The organism is Streptomyces sp. NPDC050509, from assembly GCF_044457965.1.
In the GTDB taxonomy this organism is placed as follows: domain Bacteria; phylum Actinomycetota; class Actinomycetes; order Streptomycetales; family Streptomycetaceae; genus Streptomyces.
This window is the reverse complement of record NZ_JBITHL010000007.1, coordinates 157350-177486: the sequence shown is the minus strand read 5'-3', so window position 1 is coordinate 177486 and position 20137 is coordinate 157350. Positions and strand designations below refer to the sequence as shown.

General features: G+C 72.3%; 18 protein-coding genes. 14 read left to right on the top strand and 4 right to left on the bottom strand.

Features of this window, described 5'->3' with window-relative positions; translation table 11 throughout:
- Positions 1-128: 128 nt before the first annotated feature.
- A complete protein-coding gene (gene argH / locus ACIBJC_RS21185) occupies positions 129-1559 on the top strand; it encodes an argininosuccinate lyase (protein WP_399294646.1) in 1431 nt (476 codons plus the stop codon).
- 39 nt (positions 1560-1598) lie between these two features.
- Here the strand turns inward: argH and ACIBJC_RS21180 are convergent, their stop codons facing one another.
- Positions 1599-2108 carry an HAD domain-containing protein gene (locus ACIBJC_RS21180; protein WP_399294643.1) on the bottom strand — a complete coding sequence of 170 codons (510 nt, stop codon included), beginning with the start codon at positions 2106-2108 and terminating at the stop codon, positions 1599-1601.
- 71 nt (positions 2109-2179) lie between these two features.
- Between ACIBJC_RS21180 and ACIBJC_RS21175 the strand changes: the two genes are divergently transcribed.
- Both ACIBJC_RS21175 and ACIBJC_RS21170 read left to right on the top strand, forming a co-directional pair.
- Complete coding sequence (locus ACIBJC_RS21175) at positions 2180-2728, top strand: TetR/AcrR family transcriptional regulator (RefSeq protein ID WP_399294640.1); 549 nt, start codon at positions 2180-2182, stop codon at positions 2726-2728.
- A complete protein-coding gene (locus tag ACIBJC_RS21170) occupies positions 2725-4272 on the top strand; it encodes an MFS transporter (RefSeq protein WP_399294637.1) in 1548 nt (515 codons plus the stop codon). The genes ACIBJC_RS21175 and ACIBJC_RS21170 overlap by 4 nt, the downstream gene beginning before the upstream one ends.
- A 14-nt stretch (positions 4273-4286) precedes the next feature.
- Here the strand turns inward: ACIBJC_RS21170 and ACIBJC_RS21165 are convergent, their stop codons facing one another.
- The gene (locus tag ACIBJC_RS21165; protein WP_399295161.1) at positions 4287-4916 is read right to left on the bottom strand and encodes a lysophospholipid acyltransferase family protein; all 630 of its coding nucleotides are present in this window, start codon (positions 4914-4916) and stop codon (positions 4287-4289) included.
- 281 nt (positions 4917-5197) lie between these two features.
- Between ACIBJC_RS21165 and ACIBJC_RS21160 the strand changes: the two genes are divergently transcribed.
- The 3 genes from ACIBJC_RS21160 (at position 5198) to ACIBJC_RS21150 (ending at position 7542) form a co-directional block, all read left to right on the top strand.
- On the top strand, positions 5198-6349 hold the full coding sequence (locus ACIBJC_RS21160; RefSeq protein WP_399294634.1) for a glycerophosphodiester phosphodiesterase: 1152 nt from the start codon (positions 5198-5200) through the stop codon (positions 6347-6349).
- Positions 6350-6423: 74 nt separating this feature from the next.
- Positions 6424-7002, top strand: a complete 579-nt coding sequence (locus ACIBJC_RS21155; protein WP_329821460.1) for a sigma-70 family RNA polymerase sigma factor — start codon at positions 6424-6426, stop codon at positions 7000-7002.
- 36 nt (positions 7003-7038) lie between these two features.
- Entirely contained in the window at positions 7039-7542 is a 504-nt protein-coding gene (locus ACIBJC_RS21150; RefSeq protein WP_399294630.1) for a GNAT family N-acetyltransferase, read from the top strand.
- 111 nt (positions 7543-7653) lie between these two features.
- Here ACIBJC_RS21150 and ACIBJC_RS21145 read toward each other — a convergent pair whose 3' ends face one another.
- On the bottom strand, positions 7654-8085 hold the full coding sequence (locus ACIBJC_RS21145) for a hypothetical protein (RefSeq protein ID WP_399294628.1): 432 nt from the start codon (positions 8083-8085) through the stop codon (positions 7654-7656).
- A 4-nt stretch (positions 8086-8089) separates the two neighbouring features.
- Entirely contained in the window at positions 8090-8449 is a 360-nt protein-coding gene (locus ACIBJC_RS21140) for a hypothetical protein (RefSeq protein ID WP_399294626.1), read from the bottom strand.
- A 604-nt stretch (positions 8450-9053) separates the two neighbouring features.
- Between ACIBJC_RS21140 and ACIBJC_RS21135 the strand changes: the two genes are divergently transcribed.
- The 8 genes from ACIBJC_RS21135 (at position 9054) to ACIBJC_RS21100 (ending at position 20122) form a co-directional block, all read left to right on the top strand.
- A complete protein-coding gene (locus ACIBJC_RS21135; protein WP_399294623.1) occupies positions 9054-10154 on the top strand; it encodes a methionine ABC transporter ATP-binding protein in 1101 nt (366 codons plus the stop codon).
- The gene (locus tag ACIBJC_RS21130; RefSeq protein ID WP_399294620.1) at positions 10151-10822 is read left to right on the top strand and encodes a methionine ABC transporter permease; all 672 of its coding nucleotides are present in this window, start codon (positions 10151-10153) and stop codon (positions 10820-10822) included. Before ACIBJC_RS21135 ends, ACIBJC_RS21130 begins: the two co-directional genes overlap by 4 nt.
- Positions 10823-10899: 77 nt before the next feature.
- Positions 10900-11763 carry a MetQ/NlpA family ABC transporter substrate-binding protein gene (locus ACIBJC_RS21125; RefSeq protein WP_399294616.1) on the top strand — a complete coding sequence of 288 codons (864 nt, stop codon included), beginning with the start codon at positions 10900-10902 and terminating at the stop codon, positions 11761-11763.
- Between the two features lie 106 nt (positions 11764-11869).
- Positions 11870-12547: a GNAT family N-acetyltransferase gene (locus ACIBJC_RS21120; protein ID WP_399295159.1), complete on the top strand. Its 678-nt coding sequence runs from the start codon at positions 11870-11872 to the stop codon at positions 12545-12547.
- Positions 12548-12676: 129 nt separating this feature from the next.
- Entirely contained in the window at positions 12677-13897 is a 1221-nt protein-coding gene (gene cbiE, locus ACIBJC_RS21115; RefSeq protein ID WP_399294613.1) for a precorrin-6y C5,15-methyltransferase (decarboxylating) subunit CbiE, read from the top strand.
- 348 nt (positions 13898-14245) lie between these two features.
- Complete coding sequence (gene cobT, locus ACIBJC_RS21110; protein ID WP_399294610.1) at positions 14246-17614, top strand: nicotinate-nucleotide--dimethylbenzimidazole phosphoribosyltransferase; 3369 nt, start codon at positions 14246-14248, stop codon at positions 17612-17614.
- A gap of 402 nt (positions 17615-18016) precedes the next feature.
- Positions 18017-19240 carry a uroporphyrinogen-III C-methyltransferase gene (gene cobA, locus ACIBJC_RS21105; protein WP_399294607.1) on the top strand — a complete coding sequence of 408 codons (1224 nt, stop codon included), beginning with the start codon at positions 18017-18019 and terminating at the stop codon, positions 19238-19240.
- 63 nt (positions 19241-19303) lie between these two features.
- A complete protein-coding gene (locus ACIBJC_RS21100) occupies positions 19304-20122 on the top strand; it encodes a TrmH family RNA methyltransferase (protein WP_399294604.1) in 819 nt (272 codons plus the stop codon).
- The last annotated feature ends 15 nt before the right edge of the window (positions 20123-20137 follow it).

Below are 20137 nucleotides of genomic sequence, written 5' to 3'. Positions count from 1 at the left end.
CCGCGCCCGTACGACGGCCGCCTCCCCTTACCTCCGCTGTGGGGAGGCGGCCGTACTTCTTCCACGCTTCACGTTCGAGTTCCATGCTTCACGTTCGAGGCTTCACGAACCCTCCAAGGAGTTCAGCAGTGAGCAGCAACAACGGTGACGTCCGGCTCTGGGGCGGGCGCTTCGCCGACGGTCCCTCGGACGCGCTGGCGGCTCTGTCGGCGTCCGTCCACTTCGACTGGCGGCTCGCGCCGTACGACATCGCCGGGTCCCGCGCCCACGCCCGCGTGCTCCACAAGGCGGGGCTGCTCACCGCCGACGAACTGACCCGCATGACCGCCGGTCTCGACCAGCTCGAAGCGGATGTCGCCGACGGCTCGTTCACCGGCACCGTCGCCGACGAGGACGTCCACACCGCGCTGGAGCGCGGGCTGCTGGAGCGCCTCGGCGCCGACCTCGGCGGCAAGCTCCGCGCCGGCCGCTCCCGCAACGACCAGGTCGCCACGCTCTTCCGGATGTACCTGCGCGACCACGCGCGGATCGTCGGCGGGCTGATCGCGGACCTCCAGGACGCGCTGGTCGGTCTCGCCGAGGCCAACCCGGACGTCGCCATGCCCGGCCGTACGCACCTCCAGCACGCCCAGCCCGTCCTCTTCGCGCACCATGTGCTGGCGCATGTGCAGTCGCTGTCCCGGGACGCGGAGCGGCTGCGGCAGTGGGACAAGCGCACGGCGGTCTCCCCGTACGGCTCCGGCGCGCTGGCCGGTTCCTCGCTCGGGCTCGACCCCGAGGCGGTCGCCGCCGACCTGGGCTTCGAGCGCGGCTCCGTGGGCAACTCGATCGACGGCACCGCCTCACGCGACTTCGTGGCCGAGTTCGCCTTCGTCACCGCGATGATCGGCGTCAACCTGTCGCGTATCGCGGAGGAGATCATCCTCTGGAACACGAAGGAGTTCTCCTTCGTCACCCTGCACGACGCGTTCTCCACCGGCTCGTCGATCATGCCGCAGAAGAAGAACCCGGACATCGCGGAGCTGGCGCGCGGCAAGTCGGGGCGGCTCATCGGAAATCTGACCGGGCTGCTCGCCACGCTGAAGGCGCTGCCCCTCGCGTACAACCGTGATCTCCAGGAGGACAAGGAGCCGGTCTTCGACTCCTGCGACCAGCTTGAGGTCCTTCTCCCCGCCTTCACCGGCATGATGGCCACGCTGACCGTCAACCGGACCCGGATGGAGGAGCTGGCCCCCGCCGGTTTCTCGCTCGCCACGGACATCGCGGAGTGGCTGGTCCGCCAGGGCGTGCCGTTCCGGGTGGCGCACGAGGTCGCGGGGGAGTGCGTCAAGGAGTGCGAGTCGCTCGGCATCGAGCTGGACGAGCTGACGGACGAGCAGTTCGCGAAGATCTCCGCGCACCTCACCCCGGACGTCCGCTCGGTGCTCAACGTGGCGGGCTCGCTGGCCTCCCGTAACGGCCGGGGCGGCACGGCCCCCTCCGCCGTGGCCGTCCAGCTCGCGGAGGTCAAGGCGGACCTGGTGATACAGCACGCCTGGGCCACCGCCAAGAAGCAGTAGCCGGAAGCAGTAGCGAGCAGAGAAGGAAGCAAGCAGGCTCTACAGCGCCGCCGCCCACCGCGCGAGCGCGTCGAAGTCCGGCCGGGTCAGCCCGATGCCGGGGTCGACGCGCAGCAGCAGGGCGGCGGTGAGGTGTTCCCGCTCCACCCACTCCCGGTCGTACGACGTGATCTCGTCGTCGATCCAGGCGAACGGCCGCCCGGCCGCGTACTCCAGGACGTACCGCGTCTTCCAGAAGGTCCCGCGAGGGGCCTTTCCGTGAGTTTCGGGCCAGCCGATGTACGGCAGCTCCGGCAGCCCGAGGCGCGGCCCGATCCACTCGTTGGCGTCGCCCTCCCAGGTCGTGGCCCAGACCAGGTCGTAGCGGTCGGCGAGGGCCAGCAGCTCCGCGCCGTGGCCGGGGTTGAGCAGCACGGACAGCGGCTGCGGATACGGCCAGGCCGACGGGCGCATCACATGCCTGGTGTAGCCGCGCGGGGGCCGCGCGTCGGCCAGGGCGTCGTACGGATTGAGCGGACCGTCGACATCGATCAGCAGCAGCGGTTTCATCCACCCCACCTCTCTGGTAGATCATCGTATTGAATGAGACGTTGATGTCTCATTCGGGCTATGGTTGCCTCATGACCATGGATCGTGACCAGGTGCTGCGCACCGCGGCGGCCCTGCTCACCCGCAAGGCGACCGCCACCATGGACGAGGTCGCCCGCGCCGCCGGCATCGGACGCGCGACCCTCCACCGGCACTTCGCCGGACGGGACGCGCTGATCAAGGCGCTGGAGGCGCTGGGCCTCCAGGAGCTGGAGACCGCGCTCGACGGAGCCGGGATCGACGAGGGCCCCGCGGACGAGGCGCTGCGCCGGCTCGTCGCGCGGGTCGAGCCCTCCGCCGGGCTCCTCGCCTTCCTCGTCACCGAGAACCAGCTCTTCGAGGGCGAGGTCAACGAGGGCTGGGACCGGATCGACGCCCGGTTCTCCGCGCTCTTCCGGCGCGGACAGGCGGAGGGCCGCTTCCGGATCGACCTCAGCCCCGCCTGGCTGACCGAGGCGCTGTACGGGCTCATCGGCGCCGGTGCCTGGGCGATCCAGGACGGCAGGGTCGCCGCCAAGGACTTCCAGTACATGATCGTCGAGTTGCTGCTCGGCGGAGCACGACGGAGCGTGGACACATGATCAGCACCAACCCGGCGGCGGCGGAAGCCGAGTTCCGGCCCCGCCCCGGGCGCTGGATCGCGCTCGCCGTGCTCGTTCTCGCGGTGCTCCTGGTGGCCGTCGACGCGACCGTACTCGGCCTCGCCACCCCCTTCCTCAGCGAGGACCTCAAGCCGTCCGGCACACAGCTTCTGTGGATCGGCGACATCTACTCCTTCGTCATCGCGGGCCTGCTGGTCTCGATGGGCAGCCTCGGCGACCGCATCGGCCGCAAGAAGCTGCTGCTGACGGGCGCGGTCGCGTTCGGCGGTATCTCCGTGCTCAACGCCTACGCGTCCAGCCCGGAGATGATGATCGTGGCGCGGGCGCTGCTGGGGGTCGCGGGCGCGACCCTGATGCCGGCCACGCTCGCCCTGATCCGTAATCTCTTCCACGATCCCCGGGAGCGCAGTCTCGCCGTCGGTATCTGGGGTGCGATGGCGTCGGCCGGCGCGGCGGTCGGCCCGGTCGTCGGCGGCTTCCTGCTGGAGCACTTCTGGTGGGGCTCGGTCTTCCTGATCAACCTGCCGGTGATGGCGGTGCTCGTCCTCGTCGGCATCCGCACGCTCCCCGAGTCGAAGGACCCGGCCCCGGGCCCCTGGGACCTGCTCAGCGTGGCGCTCTCGCTCATCGGCATCGTCGGCGTCGTGTACGCGATCAAGGAGGTCGCGGCGCACGGGGCGGGCTGGGACGTCGCGGTCATCGCGGTGGCCGGCGTGGCCGCGCTGTACTGGTTCGTACGGCGCCAGCTCACCCTGCCCGCCCCGCTGCTGGACGTACGCCTCTTCCACCACCGGGGCTTCTCCGGCGCCGTACTGGCCGATCTGCTGACCATCCTCGGCCTGTCCGGGCTGGTCTTCTTCCTGTCGCAGTTCCTGCAACTGGTCCAGGGGCGCAGCCCGCTGGAGGCCGGACTGGCCGAACTCCCCGCGGCGGTCGGCGCGGTGACGACCGGGCTGCTCGCCGGCCGGGCCGCGCGCCGGTTCTCCGTACGGGCGGTGGTGACCGGCGGCCTCGCGGCGATCGGTGTGCCCCTCGCCGTGATGACCGGGCTGAGCCAGTCCACGGGCTATCCGCTGCTGGGCACCGTGCTGCTGCTCGTCGGGGCCGGCGCGGGCTTCTCCTTCACCGTCACCGCGGACGTGATCCTCTCCAGCGTCCCCAAGGAGCAGGCGGGTTCGGCCTCCGCGGTCTCGGAGACGGCGTACGAACTGGGCGCGGCGCTCGGCATCGCGCTGCTCGGCTCCATCGTCACCGGCGTCTACCGGGACTTCCCCACGCCCCCCGGCATCCCCGCGGACACGGCCGCGGCGGCCCACCAGTCACTGGGCGGCGCGGTGGACGCGGCGGCCGGCCTGCCGGGCCCGGGCGGCGCGGAACTGCTCGCCGCGGCCCAGGGCGCGTTCGTCGACGGCCTGCGCCTGGCGTCGGGTCTCGGCGCGGCGGTGCTGCTGGCGACGGCGGCGGCCGCCTGGTTCCTGCTGAAGGGCCAGAAGCTGGCGGAGGGGGTGATTCCCGAGGAGTGAGGGAGGGGGAGGCGCTACGCGGCCTTGGCCTTCGTGGCGTACATGTCCACGTACTCCTGGCCCGACAACTCCATGACCTCGGTCATCACCGAGTCCGTCACCGCGCGCAGCACATAGCGGTCGCGGTCCATGCCCTCGTACCGGGAGAACTCCATCGGCTTGCCGAAGCGCACCGTCACCTTGCCGGAGCGCGGCATGCCCGAGCCGTTCGGCTGGAGCTTGTCCGTGCCGATCATCGCGAACGGGACCACCGGGGCGCCCGTCATCAGCGTGAGCCGCGCGATCCCCGTACGCCCCCGGTAGAGGCGGCCGTCGGGGGAGCGGGTGCCCTCCGGGTAGATGCCGAAGAGCTGGCCGCGATCCAGCACCCGGCGGCCGGTCATCAGCGCCGCGACACCGCCCCGGCCGCCGTCCCGGTCGACCGGGATCATGCCGACACCGGTGAAGAACCAGGCCATCAGCTTGCCCTTGAGCCCCTTGCCCGTGACGTACTCGTCCTTGCCGATGAAGAAGACCTGACGGTCGCAGACCAGCGGCAGGATCATCGAGTCGATGAAGGTGAGGTGGTTCCCGGCGAGGATGACGGGGCCGCTCCGCGGGATGTTCTCGGCGCCCTCCACCCTCGTACGGAACATCAGGCGCATGACCGGTCCGAGCAGTGCCTTGATGAGGGCGAAGCGGGACAACGGGTCCTCCGGTGTCGTGGTGCGGTTGTTGGACGGCCGAGTAAATCCATGCAGGTGAGTACGGTACTCGCGGCTCAGGGGGAGCGCACATCGGGTTCACGGAGTGGATACGCACTGTTGACCTGTGTTTCCGCCACGTTCGCACCACGGTCTCCCGTACGAAGGGGACGGCCGCCTACGCTCAGGCGTCGTCCGGCAGGCGCGGGACCTCGCCGGGACACCACATCGAAGGAGCGTTCATGACACAGGGTGCGCGGAACACGCCCGGACGGCGGTCCGTACTGGGCGCTGCGGTGCTCGGCTCGGCGGCCGTGGCGCTGCCCACCGCGGCGGACGCGGCCGAGCGGGGGCGGGGCGGCCACGGTCCTTCGAAGCCGGCTCTGCCCGTGCCCACGATCGTCGGCCACCGCGGGGCCAGCGGCTACCGCCCCGAGCACACCCTCGGCTCGTACCAGCACGCCCTCGACCTCGGCGCGCACGTCATCGAGCAGGACCTCGTGCCCACCAAGGACGGGCATCTGGTGTGCCGTCACGAGAACGACATCACGGCCACCACCGATGTCGCGGACCACCCGGAGTTCGCGGACCGCAAGGCCACCAAGTCCGTCGACGGGGTCAGCCTCACCGGCTGGTTCACCGAGGACTTCACCCTTGCCGAGCTGAAGACCCTGCGCGCCAAGGAGCGCATCCCCGGCGTGCGTCAGCACAACACCCTCTACGACGGCCGCTGGACGATCCCCACCTTCGAGGAGGTGCTGCGCTGGGCCGACGAGCAGGGCCGCCGCCTCGGCCGCACCGTCTGGCTCTACACCGAGACCAAGCACCCCACCTACTTCCGCGGTCTCGGCCTCGGCCTGGAGGAGCCCTTCGCGAAGCTGCTCCGCAAGTACCGGCGCGACCGGGCCGACTCCGCGATCTTCCTCCAGTCCTTCGAGCCGAGCAGCATGCGGCGGATGGCGAAGCTGGTCGACTCCCCGCGTGTCGTCCTGCTCGACGCGGCGGCCACCCGCCCCTGGGACTTCACCGTCGCGGGCGACCCGCGCACGGTCGCCGATCTGGTCACGCCCGAGGGGCTGAAGTGGATGGCGTCCTTCGCGCAGGGCATCGGCCCGACGCTCGACCTGGTCATCCCGAAGGACGCCGCGGGCAAGCTGGGGAAGCCCACCACGCTCGTACGGGACGCCCACGCCCAGGGGCTGATCCTGCACCCGTACACGCTCCGCAACGAGAACGCCTTCCTGCCCGCCGACTTCCGGCGCGGCACGGACCCGAACGCGTACGGCGACGCCTTCGGCGCCCTCAAGGCCTACTTCGAGCAGGGCATCGACGGGATCTTCACCGACAACCCGGACACCGGTCTGCTCGCGCGGGCGGACTTCGTCAGCCGCTGAGCCGGCGTCCCCCGGTCGGGTGATCGCCCGGCCGGGGAGCAACCATCGCCCACCGCCCGGACGTCCCGCCGGACATGACGCCAGTCCGTGCCACCCGGCCCCTCCGCGTACCCCGTCCTCCGCAGCCCGAGGCGCAGCACCCGCCGGATCTCGTCCGGGCGCTGCTGCCCCTCGTCCGCGCCGAGGCGGCGGCGGAGGCGCCGGCGGCCGGGGTCGAGGCGGGCGATCTCGAACAGGGCGCCTGGGTAAGGCTGCTGGAGCGGCCGGCCAGGGCGGGGACGCCCGGCGATCCCGCGCGCTGGGTGCGCGACGTCGTACGGGCCGAGGCGCGCCGCGCCCGGCGCACCGCCGCCAGGGAACGGGTGTACCGCCACGAACCCGCCGCCGACGCCGAGACGGACCCCGAGCGGATCGCGCTGCGCACCGACTGGAACAGGGCGGTGCACGCGGCGGTCGGACGCACACCGGGCCGCTGCCCCGGCGTGCTGACGGCGATGCTGTCGGCGAAGGACCTCACCTACCGGGAGATGGCCGGTGAGTTGGGTATGTCACAGGGCAGTTTGGGCCCCTTGAGGTCGAGATGCCTGGGATGCCTGCGCAGAATGCTGGCGGCGGAGGTTGCCGCTCCTGAACGTGGGGGAAAGGAGCGGTAGACACCGGCGGACCAAGTGAGCGGGAGGCATGCACACATGGGCATGAGCGTGACCATCTCAGCGGCGAGTGCGCAGGACGCGGAGCAGATCCTGAAGCTCCAGTACCTCTGCTACCAGAACGAGGCCGAGCTGTACGGCGACTACACCATCGAGCCGCTCACCCAGACGCTCGACGACCTGAGGGCCGAACTCGACGGTGGGCACGGCCTGGTGGCCCGCCTCGGCGACGAGGTGGTGGCCTCGGTACGGGGCAGCGTGGACGCGGACGGCACGGCCAGGATCGCCAAACTCATCGTCCATCCACGGCTGCGCAGGCACGGCCTCGGCGGACGGCTGCTCGACGCCATAGAGGTCCACTTCGCGGCGGAGCCGGCCGCGCAGCGCTTCCAGCTCTCCACCGGCCACCGCAATGAGGGCAATCTGCGGCTCTACCGCAGCCGCGGGTACGCGCCGGTGGCGACGGAGCAGGTCGGCCCCAAGCTGCGGCTCGTCAGGCTGGAGAAGGTGGCGGCCGACCGGGTGTACGTGGCCAGCGCCTGACGTGAGGGCGGAATCCTCCCCGCCCGCCGCACACCGGCGGGGGGCCGGCAGGGGGGTTCCGCTTCTCGAAGCCCGTTTCTCGAAACCCGCTTCTCAGGAACGCTCCGGGGGTCAGCCCCGCGCGTCCGCCCGCTTCCGCAGCCACGCGATGCCCGTGACCGGCAGCAGCACCGGGATGAAGAGATAGCCCATCCCGTAGTCCGACCAGACGGTGGTGTCCGGGAAGGCCGAGGGATCGGCCAGCGTCCACGTCCCCACCGTCAGGACGCCGACGAGTTCGGCGGCGCAGCACACCAGGGCCGCTCTGCGCGCCGACTCACCGCCGCGCACGAGGGTGTACGTGATGAACGCGTAGACGAAGGCGGCCACGGCGGAGAGCGAGTACGCCAGCGGCGCGTGGTCGAACTCGGTGGCGATCTGGTAGACCGAGCGCGAGACGGCGCCCACGGACATCACCCCGTACAGCCAGACCAGCAGCAGGCCGGGGCCCTTGACGAGCCGGCTTCCCCGCGCCCCGGACGTCCGTGGCACCTCGGTGGTCATCGGGTCAGCCTCCCCAGATGTCGTGGAGCCGTACTTCCAGCACGGCCAGGACGACCGCACCGGCGGCGACCGTCACCGAACCCCAGCGGGTCCGCTCACCCAACGACAGGAAACCCGCCGCGGGCACTGCCAGCAGGGCGCCCAGCAGATACGAGACGAAGATGACCGAGCCCTCGTCGGCCTTCTCCCCGCGCGCGAGCTGCACGATCCCCACCACGCACTGGACCAGCGCCAGCACGGACACCACGGCCATGCCGATGAAGTGCCAGTCCTTGGTGGGCTGGTCGCGGTAGGCGGCGTGACCGCACCAGGCGGCGAGGACGAGCGCGGTCACGGAGACCGCGACCGTCAGGGCGACAAGCATGGGCCCGAGGGTATTACGGCGCAAAAGACCCCCTGCGGGCACCCCCGGGCCCGTGTCCGGCCGCCCGTGCGCGGACGCCGTCAGGACCGTGGCCTTGACCACAGCGGACAGCGGTCGTACCTCGCTCACGCACCGCGCGCGGATCCGGTCCCGCCCACCCCTGTCGCCGTATCCGCGCAGGTCAGAGCCGATGGAGCGGTGACGCCCAAGGTCAGGTGAGCAGTCGGGACCACAGTCGCCGCAGCCACCGAACTGTCCGTATGGTGCGACAAATCGTCCCGCTATGCGGACACCCGCCCGATGGGCGTCCTGATGTCTGTTTTACTTGCCGCATGACCACGACGAGCTACCGCGACCCCGCGACCGAGGCGATCACGACGCCCGGTGCTCGTTGTCTGTGTCGAATGTGCTCCTTCTGAGGGCCCCCGCCTGAGCCTCGCGCCCCGAAGCGAGACCCGGCCTCCTCGCGCGCCCGCGCCCGGTAGGGCCTGCCCCCGCACGCGCCGCGCCCCGGTCACCCACCGCGCCGGCGTGCGCGCGGCACCGACGAATGCCTCGTGCCCGGCGTACCCCGCCGCGCACTCGACAGTGACGGAAACCCCCTGTGATCACTACTTCGGGCCTGACGAAGGTCTACCGGTCCGCGCAGTCGCGCGGCCGTGAGGTCACCGCGCTCGACGGCGTCGACCTGCACGTCCGCGAGGGCGAGGTCTTCGGTGTCGTGGGCCGCAGCGGCGCCGGCAAATCCTCGCTGATCCGCTGCGTCAACCTCCTCGAACGCCCCACCGCCGGCACGGTCACCGTCGACGGCCAGGACCTCACCGCGCTCGCCGGGCGGGGCCGCAGGGCCGGCAAGGAGCTGCGCCGCGCGCGCAGCTCGATCGGCATGGTCTTCCAGCACTTCAACCTGCTGTCCTCCCGCACCGTCCAGGACAACATCGAACTCCCGCTGGAGATCCTCGGCGTCTCCGGCCAGGAGCGCGGTCGCCGCGCCCTGGAACTGCTCGACCTCGTCGGGCTCGCCGACAAGGCCAGGACGTACCCCACCCAGCTCTCCGGCGGTCAGAAGCAGCGCGTCGGCATCGCCCGCGCGCTGGCCGGCAACCCGAAGGTGCTCCTCTCCGACGAGGCGACCAGCGCCCTCGACCCGGAGACCACCCGCTCCATCCTCCAGCTCCTGCGCGACCTCAACCAGCAGCTCGGTCTGACCGTCCTGCTCATCACCCACGAGATGGAGGTCGTGAAGACGATCTGCGACTCCGCGGCGCTGATGAGCGAGGGCCGGATCGTCGAGTCCGGCACGGTCGGCGAACTGCTCGCCACCCCCGGCTCCCAGCTCGCCCAGGAGCTGTTCCCGGTGGGCGGCGCGCCCGCGGGCCCCGGCCGTACGGTCATCGACGTCACCTTCCAGGGCGAGGCCGCCTCCCAGCCGGTGATCTCGCAGCTCTCCCGTACGTACAACATCGACATATCGATCCTCGGCGCCGCGATGGACACCGTCGGCGGACGCCAGATCGGCCGGATGCGGATCGAACTGCCCGGCACGTACGAGGAGAACGTCGTCCCGGTCGGCTTCCTGCGCGAGCAGGGCCTCCACGCGGAGGTCGTCGACCCCGACGCGCCCGTACGCGGTTCCGCAGCCGCTCCGGCCAAGACCCCCGCTCCGGCCAAGACCCCCGCACCGGTGAAGGAAGATGCCAAGTGACCTGGTCGGAAATGCAGCCCCTGCTCTCCCAGGGGACCATCGACACCCTCTACATGGTGCTGTGGTCCGCGCTCGTCACCATCGCCGGCGGACTGCCCCTCGGCATCCTGCTGGTCCTCACCGACCAGGGCGGACTGCTCCAGAACACGGCGGTCAACAAGGTCGTCGGCGTGATCGTGAACATCGGCCGCTCGCTGCCGTTCATGATCCTGCTGATCGCGCTGATCCCGTTCACCACCCTGGTCGTGGGCACCTTCATCGGCCCCACCGCGATGATCGTGCCCCTGGCGATCGGCGCCATCCCCTTCTTCGCGCGCCTCGTCGAGACGGCGATCCGCGAGGTCGACCACGGGCTGGTCGAGGCCGTCCAGGCGATGGGCGGCTCGATCCCCACGATCGTCCGCAAGGTCCTGCTCCCGCAGGCCCTGCCCTCCCTCGTCTCCGCCGTCACCACCACCCTCATCGTCCTCATCGGCTACTCGGCGATGGCGGGCGCGGTCGGTGGTGAGGGGCTCGGCTCCAAGGCCGTCACCTACGGCTTCCAGCGCTTCGAGAACGGCTTCATGATCGCCACGGTCGTGGTGCTGATCGCGATCGTCACCGTGATCCAGCTCCTGGGCGACGGCGCCGTACGGCTGCTGGCCCGCCGAGGCCGTACCGCCTCCTGAACCCACCGACCCCCCTCAACGGCCCGCACTCCTTGTCCGGGCCACGTCACCCGCATCACCGGAAAGAGGCACTCTTCGTGCGTACCACCCTCAAGATCACCGCGACCGCGGCCGTCACCACGGCCCTCGCCCTCGGCCTCAGCGCCTGCGGCACCTCCTCGGACCCGGGCGGCGGCGCCTCCGCGGCCGGCGCCTCCGCCGACCCCGCGAAGCCGCTGGTCGTCGCCGCGTCCCCGACGCCGCACGCCGACATCCTGAACTTCGTGCAGAAGAACCTGGCGGCCAAGGCGGGCCTCAAGCTGGAGGTCAAGGAGTTCACGGACTACGTCCTGCCGAACACCGCCACCCAGAGCGGCGAGGTCGACGCCAACTTCTTCCAGCACAAGCCGTACCTCGACGACTTCAACAAGAAGAAGGGCACCGACATCGTGCCCGTCGTCAACGTCGAGCTGGAGCCCCTCGGCCTCTACTCCAAGAAGGTCAAGGACCTCAAGAGCCTCAAGGCCGGCCAGACCGTCGCCATCCCCAACGACACCACCAACGAGGGCCGCGCACTCAAGCTGCTCGCCGACAACGGTGTGATCACCCTGAAGGACGGCGTCGGCACCGACGCCAACCTCTCCTCCGTCAAGGACGCGAAGGGCCTGAAGTTCAAGGAGCTGGAGGCCGCCACCCTGCCCCGCGCCCTGAACGACGTCGACGCCGCCGTCATCAACGGCAACTACGCCATCGAGGCCAAGCTCAAGCCCGCCGAGGACTCCCTCGCCCTGGAGAAGGCCGACGGCAACCCGTACGCCAACTTCCTCGCCGTCAAGCGCGGCAACGAGAAGGACCCGCGCGTCGAGAAGCTCGCCAAGCTCCTCAACTCGGACGAGGTCAAGAAGTACATCGACGACACCTACGACGGCTCGGTCATCGCCTCCTTCGGCGCGGCCAAGTAGCCACGGCGGTAACGTCCTTGTCCGCGCCCGCCCCGCACACACGCGTCGTGTGCGGGGCGCACGCATCCGTGAGGACCCGGCCATGCGCATCCCGTCCGGATGCTGCATGCTGTGCATTTACGGCGGACAGAGGCATGGAGCTCGCATGACTACCACCTTTCCGGACGTTTCCATCAGCACGGAGCGGTTGGTGCTGCGCCCCTACGAACTCGCGGACATCCCGGCGCACATCGAGATGATGAACGACGAGATGGTCACGGCCTGGACCTCCGTGCCCCATCCGTACACCGACAAGGACGCCGAGGTGTGGGTCCGCAGAATCGCCCCCAACGAACGCCGCACCGGACGCGGGATCGCCTTCGCCGTCCACGAGTTCCTCACCCAGCGGCTCGTCGGCGTCGTCCGGCTGCGCCGCACCAACTGGCGCGCGCTCGCCACCGAGGCGGCCTATGTCACCGCCCCCTGGGCACGCGGCGAGGGATACGCCACCGAAGCGATGCTCGCGGTCGCCCAGTGGCTCTTCGGCGACCTGCGGTTCGAACGCATCGAGGTGCGCACCCCCGCCGACAACACCGCCTCCCAGCAGGTCGCGCAGAAGATCGGCTGCATCAGCGAAGGCGTCCTGCGCAACGCCTGGATAGCCCGCTCGCAGACCGAGGACGGCGGCTGGACCGACATCCGCACCGACCTCATCGTCTGGAGCCTGCTCCCCGAGGACCTCGAAGGCATCGGCGAGCAGATGGCCGACGCGGGCGGCTACGCCTCCTTCCCCGACTGGCGCTGACCTCCAGAACTTCACACCTCCGCCCGGCCGTCGTTCCCCCACGCCAGGTACTCTCACCGTGCCTCGTCGTGCCCCCGGGCGTACGAAGCGGCACCCCCGCCCGCGACAACCTTCGGGAGACTGACGACGATGGCCGACCGCGTCACGGTGATCGGCTGGGACGGCTCGCCCCTCACCGCCGCAGCCAGGTCCGCGCTCTCGGCCGCCACCCTCGTGGCCGGTGCCGCCCACCATCTCGCCCTCCCCGAAGTACCCGCCGGCGCCGAGCGCATCAGACTCGGCTCCATCGACCTGGCCGCCCGCCGGATCGCGGGACACCGCGGCACCGCCGTCGTCCTCGCCGACGGTGACCCCGGCTTCTTCGGCGTCGTACGCACCCTGCGCGCCCCCGAACACGGCCTGGAGGTCGAAGTCGTCCCCGCGGTCTCCGCCGTGGCCGCCGCCTTCTCCCGGGCCGGCATGGCCTGGGACGACGCCCAGGTTGTCGTCGCCCACCGCCGTACGCTGCGCCGCGCCGTCAACGTCGTCCGCGCGCACACCAAGGTCGCCGTCCTCACCTCCCCGGGCGCGGGCCCCGCCGAACTCGCCCTGCTCCTCGACGGCGTCCACCGCACCTTCGTCATCTGCGAGGAACTGGGCACCGACCGAGAACAGGTCACCGTCCTCACCTCCGACAAGGCCGCCGACCACGTCTGGCGCGACCCCAACGTCGTCATCGTCATCGGCGGGATCGGCACCGCGCTCGCCCCCTCCGGCGGCTGGATCGCCGGCCGCGACCCCGGCTACCCGCCGGAGCGCCGCGGCTGGGCGCTGCCCGGCGAGGAGTACGGCATCAACCTCGACGAGGGCGAGTCCACCTGGCTGCGCGCCGCCCAGCTCGCCCGGATCGGCGCCCGCACCGGCGACCTGATCTGGGACATCGGCTCCGGCAGCGGGGCGCTCGCCGCAGAGGCGGCCCGCTTCGGCGCGGCCGTGATCGCCGTCGACGACGAACCCGGGGCCTGCGCCAGCACCGCCGCCGCCGCCCGCCGCGCGGGCGTCCAGCTCCAGGTCGTCCAGGGCCGGGCGCCCCACGTACTGGAACGGCTCCCCGAACCCGACGTCGTACGGATCGGGGGCGGCGGCGTCGATGTCGTCATCGCCTGCGCCGACCGCCGGCCCGAGCGGATCGTCACCCACGCCGCCACCAGGGACGAGGCCGAGGCCGTCGGAACGGCCTTGGCCGGCGGGGGATATGAGGTGGAGTGCGCCCTCCTCCAGTCCGTCGCGCTCGACACCGGAGGCTGGACGGAACGCGAGCGCTCCGTCGTCTTCCTGGTCTCGGGACGGCGCCAGGACCTCTCCCCATGACCCTGCCGCGCCCCTCCGCGAGGTAGGCTGGCCGATCGTTGTACCGCTGCCGGTCGTTCGTCGCTTCGTTCGTCAATGTCCGGAAAAGGGGCCCGTTTTAGGCCCTGATGTGGTACAGCGGAGACCGGGGGGACGCGCGACGTGGCGCAGTCCACAGCGGGCCGTGGCGGATCCCCGCCAGGGCTGGGCAAGCCCGCGGGAAGCCGTGACACCACGGGGAGACCGCGGGTCGATTCGTGCCGCGCGGCGCCCACGCTCGTTGTTCCTGACGGGCGCCGGACACAGGCCGCGGATCGGGCGCCCCGGTGGAAGGGCCGAAGGAGCGGAAACAATGGGCGAGGGGTACGCATGACTGACACCGGCCAGGTCCCGGGCGAGGGACTGCCGGAGAACGCAGGCATGGTGGAGCAGCCGGGCGTACCCGCTCCCGGCACGTACACCTACCTGACCCCCTCCGAGCCCGCCACCGAGGACGAAGACCTGCTGCTGATGCCGAGTTCGCAGGGCGGCTGGAGCGACCCCCAGGTCGTCCCGGCGGACCCGCACGCCGCCTACGCCACCCCGGAGGGGTACGCGGGTCCTGAGGGCTACGCCGCGGCGCCCCAGCAGGCGTACGGGGTCCCCGAGGGCTACGCCGCCCCGGAGACCTACGCCGCCGCCCCCGAGACGTACGCGCCCGCCGACCCGTACGCCACCGCGCCCGAGGGCTATGCCGTCCCGGAGGAGTACGCCGCCGCCGCGCAGGTGCCCGTCCAGCAGCAAGTGCCTCCCATAGAACAGCCGGCGCCGATGACGGAGCCGGTGTCACAGACCCAGGCCCAGGTCCCGCCGGGGACACCTGAGGCGTACGAGGTCCCCGCGGAGCCCGAACCGCAGGAGCAGCAGCCCGCGGTCGCGGTCGCTCCGCCCGCGCCGGAGGCGGCCCCGGAGGAGCCCGTCGCGGCCCAGGCTGAGGAGCCCGCGGCCGAGGTGCCGCAGGCGCCGCACCAGCCGGGCGCGCACGAGGCCGGCGGCCGGGACTCCGGCTCGGTCGACCTGAACGGCGTACGCGTCCCGCCGCCCGCTGCGGCGGCCCCCGCGCCCGCTGCGGCCCCGCCGCGCCGCCCGCTCCACATGGGCCCGCCGGTGCCCGACCCGACGGGCGGCGTGGTCCGCTCGCTCGCGGACCGCGGCCCGGCCGGCGCACCGGCCCAGGCCGTCCGCGTACGCACCCGCGCCCAGGCACCGCCCGCGGCCCCCGAGCCGGAGGCGCCCGCCGTGGCCGAGGCGGCACCGGAGGCGCCCGCGGAAACGGTCGTCCCTGAACCGGAACCCCAGCAGGAACCCGAGCCGCAGCCCGAGCCGGTCGTGGTGGCGCAGGCCCCGGAGATCCAGGAGACCCCCGAGCCCGAACCCGAACCGGAGCCCGAACCGGTAGTGGCGGCCGAGGAGCCCGTGACCCCGGAACCGGAGCCCCAGCCCCAGCCCGTGGCGGAGCCGGTGGCCGTCGTCCCCGAACCGGAGCCCGTGGCCGAGCCCGCCGCCGTCGCCCCCGAGCCGGAACCGCAACCGGAACCCGAGCCGGAGGCCGAACCGATCGCCCCTGAGCCCGTGGCCGAAGTACCGCAGCCCCAGCCCGAGCCGGAGCCGGTGGCCGAGGAAGCACCCGCACCCGTCGCGGAGCCGGACCCGGAGCCCGTACCGGAACCCGAGCCGGTCGCAACGGTGGCCCCCGAACCGCCCCAGGAGCCGGAGCCGCAGCCCGAGCCGGTGGCCGAGGAAACACCTGCACCCGCACCCGTCGCGGAGCCGGACCCGGAGCCCACCCCCACCCCCGTGGCGGAGCCCACCCCCGACCCCGAGCCCACCCCCGACCCCGTAGCGGTAACGGCGTCCCCCGAACCCGCACCCGCACCTGCCCCGGAGCCCATCCCGGAACCGGAGCCGGCCCCGCAGGAGAGCCACGAGGAGAACGGGGAGCAGGAAGGGGAGGGACAGGAGGGCACAGCGGCCCCGTCCGGCTACGACGACGCCGAGCGCGACGCCGTCCTCCGTGTGATGCGCGAACGCCGCGACATCCGCAACGGCTTCCGCTCCGACCCCATCCCGCACGAGGTACTGCTCCGCGTCCTGGAAGCCGCGCACACCGCGCCCAGCGTGGGCCACTCGCAGCCCTGGGACTTCGTCGTCATCCGCTCCGCCGAGACCCGGCGGTCCATGCACGAACTGGCACAGCGTCAGCGCGACGCCTACGCCAAGTCGCTGCCCAAGGGCCGGGCCAAGCAGTTCAAGGAACTGAAGATCGAGGCGATCCTCGACACCCCGGTGAACATCGTCGTCACCGCGGATCCGACCCGCGGCGGGCGGCACACCCTGGGCCGCCACACCCAGCCGCAGATGGCCCCGTACTCCTCCGCGCTCGCCGTGGAGAACTTCTGGCTCGCCTCCCGCGCCGAGGGCCTGGGCGTCGGCTGGGTCAGCTTCTTCGACGAGCGCGAGATGGTCCGCGTCCTGGGCCTGCCGGAACACCTCGAAGTCGTGGCGTACCTGTGCGTCGGATACGTCGACGAGTTCCCCGAGGAGCCCGAACTGATGCAGGCGGGCTGGTCGAAGCGCCGCCCCCTGTCCTGGGTCGTCCACGAGGAGACGTACGGCCGCCGCGCCCTGCCGGGCGAGGAGCCGCACGACCTGCTCCAGGAGACCGTCGCCGGGATCCGCCCGCTGGACGCCAAGGCGCTGGGGGAGGCGTGGGAGCGCCAGAAACGGATGACGAAGCCGGCCGGCGCGCTCGGCATGCTGGAGATCATCTCGGCGCAGCTCAGCGGTCTCTCCCGGCTCTGCCCGCCCCCCATCCCCGAACCGGCCGCCGTCGCGATCTTCGCGGGCGACCACGGGGTGCACGCGCAGGGGGTGACCCCGTGGCCGCAGGAGGTGACCGGCCAGATGGTCGCCAACTTCCTGGCCGGCGGCGCGGTGTGCAACGCGTTCGCGACCCAGGTCGGCGCGGAGGTCTGCGTCGTGGACGTGGGCGTCGCGGGCGACCTCCCGGCGGCCCCGGGCCTGCTGCCCCGCAAGGTCCGCGCGGGCACGGGCGACTTCACGACCGGCCCCGCGATGAGCCGCGATGAGGTCCTCGCCGCGATCGAGGTGGGCATCGAAACGGCCCGCGACCTGGTGGCGGCGGGCAACAAGGCGCTGCTCACCGGGGAGATGGGCATCGCCAACACCACGGTCTCGGCCGCGCTGATCTGCGTCTACACCGGACAGGACCCGGCGGAGGTCACCGGCAGGGGCACCGGCATCAACGACGAGATGCACGCCCGCAAGATCGACGTGGTCCGCCGCGCCCTCGACCTCCACCAGCCCGACCCGGCCGACCCGATCGGCGTCCTCGCGGCCGTCGGCGGCCTGGAACACGCGGCGCTGGTCGGCTTCCTGCTGGGCGGCGCGTCGATGCGTACGCCGGTGATCCTGGACGGCGTCAGCGCGGGCGCGGCGGCACTGGTCGCCCGCGCGATCGCCCCGGAGGCCCTGGCGGCCTGCATCGCGGGCCACCGCAGCGCGGAGCCGGGCCACGTGGCGGCCCTGAACAAGCTCGGCCTGCGCCCCCTGGTCGACCTGGACCTCCGCCTCGGCGAGGGCACGGGCGCGCTGCTGGCCCTGCCGGTGATCCAGAGCGCGGCACGGGCGATGCACGAGGTGGCGACGTTCGACTCGGCAGGAGTGACGGAGAAGTAACACCGTCCGGCACCCACCCTCCGCGCCCCAGCCCGGGGCGGGGAGGGTGGCCCACCGGCGGGAGGGGGTCGGGGTCGTAGGAGGTGCGTGTCCGGACACTAAAGCGTGATGTGTGCCGCACAAGGCCCGCACTCCTTCAATCGACCCGCACGCGGCGTACGGGGGTCCGGGGGTGTCCCCCGGAAAGGGCACAGCATGCCGTCCGGACATGTACCTCCGGAGGCCCCGGCACCCGCACCTCTCCCGCGCACGGCGAGCCCCGCCCAGCGGGCCGGCCCCCGACCGCCCACGACCCCGCCGCGTAAGCTGGACCCACCCAAAACGCCACCTCAGCCCACCCCACCCGCCCCCCTCACCCCCACCTTCGTCACGTCCCCCCCCGCCCGAGGAGCCCGCGCCCACATGGCCCAGCACGCCGACCACCCCGCCTACCCCGTAGGACTCCGCCTCTCCGGGCGGCGCGTCGTTGTCGTCGGCGGAGGCCAGGTCGCGCAGCGCAGGCTGCCGTCGCTCATCGCCGCGGGTGCCGACATCGTGCTGGTCTCGCCCTCGGCGAAGCCGTCCGTCGAGGCCATGGCGGCGGCCGGCGAGATCCGCTGGGAACGGCGGCGGTACGAGGAGGGCGACCTCGCCGGCGCCTGGTACGCGCTCGTCGCCTCCAGCGACCCCGAGGCCAACCGCACCGCCTCCGCCGAGGCCGAGCGCGACCGGGTCTGGTGCGTACGCAGCGACGACGCCGAGGCGGCCACCGCCTGGACCCCCGCGACCGGCCGCAGCGAGGGCGTCACCGTCGCCGTGCTCACCGGGCGCGATCCGCGCCGCTCCGCCGCCGTGCGCGACGCCATCGTCGAGGGCCTGCGCGACGGCACGCTCGCCGCGCCGCACCACCGCACCCGTACGCCCGGTGTCGCCCTCGTCGGCGGCGGCCCCGGTGACCCCGACCTGATCACCGTGCGGGGCCGCCGGCTGCTCGCCGAGGCGGACGTGGTCATCGCCGACCGGCTCGGCCCGCGCGACCTGCTGGACGAACTGCCGCCGCACGTCGAGGTGATCGACGCCGCGAAGATCCCGTACGGCCGTTTCATGGCCCAGGAGGCCATCAACGCCGCCCTGATCGAGCACGCCAGGGCGGGCAAGGCCGTCGTCCGGCTCAAGGGCGGCGACCCGTTCGTCTTCGGCCGGGGCATGGAGGAGGCGCACGCGCTCGCCGCCGCCGGTATCGCGTGCACGGTCGTCCCCGGCATCTCCAGTTCCATCAGCGTCCCCGGCGCCGCCGGGATCCCCGTCACGCACCGCGGTGTCGCCCATGAGTTCACCGTCGTCAGCGGCCATGTCGCCCCGGACGACGACCGGTCGCTGGTCGACTGGGCCGCACTCGCCCGGCTGCGCGGCACGCTGGTCCTGCTGATGGCCGTCGACAAGATCGGTTCCATCGCCCGGGCCCTGATCGAGCACGGCAAGGCCCCCGAGACCCCCGTCGCGCTGGTCCAGGAGGGCACGACGGCCGCCCAGCGGCGCGTGGACGCCACGCTCGCGACGGTGGGGGAGGTCGTACGGGCCGAAGAGGTACGGCCCCCGGCCGTGATCGTCATCGGCGACGTGGTCGCACTGGGCAACGGCCACTGACCCGGCCCACCCACCCCCACTCCACCCGCACCCACCCCGTACAGGACAGGGCACGAGCACCCCGTGGCTGAACTCATCACCGTCGAGGACCCCGACGACCCCCGCCTGCACGACTACACCGGCCTGACCGACGTCGAACTGCGGCGCCGGCGCGAGCCCGCCGAGGGGCTTTTCATCGCGGAGGGCGAGAAGGTCATCCGCCGGGCCGGTCAGGCCGGCTACGCCATGCGGTCGATGCTGCTCTCCGCCAAGTGGGTCGACACCATGCGCGATGTCATCGACGCGGCACCGGCACCGGTCTACGCGGTCAGCCCCGAACTCGCCGAGCGGGTCACCGGCTACCACGTGCACCGCGGCGCTCTCGCCTCCATGGCCCGCAAGCCGCTGCCCGCGGTGGCCGACGTGCTCCGTACGGCCCGCCGCGTCGCCGTCATGGAGGCGGTGAACGACCACACCAACATCGGCGCGATCTTCCGCAGCGCCGCCGCGCTCGGCATGGACGCCGTACTGCTCTCCCCGGACTGCGCGGACCCGCTCTACCGGCGCTCGGTGAAGGTGTCGATGGGCGCGGTGTTCTCCGTGCCGTACGCCCGTCTGGAGGGCTGGCCCAGGGCGCTGGACACCGTACGGGGAGCGGGGTTCCGGCTGCTGGCGCTCACCCCCGACGAGCGGGCGGTCCCGATGGACGCCGCGGCGCCGCACCGGATGGAGCGGGTCGCGCTGATGCTCGGCGCGGAGGGCGACGGTCTGTCGCGGCGGGCGCTGGACTCCGCCGACGCCTGGGTCCGTATCCCGATGGCGCACGGCGTGGACTCGCTGAACGTGGGGGCCGCCGCGGCGGTCGCCTTCTACGCGGTCACGACGGGCCGCCCGGAGAGCTGACCGGCCCGCGCACCC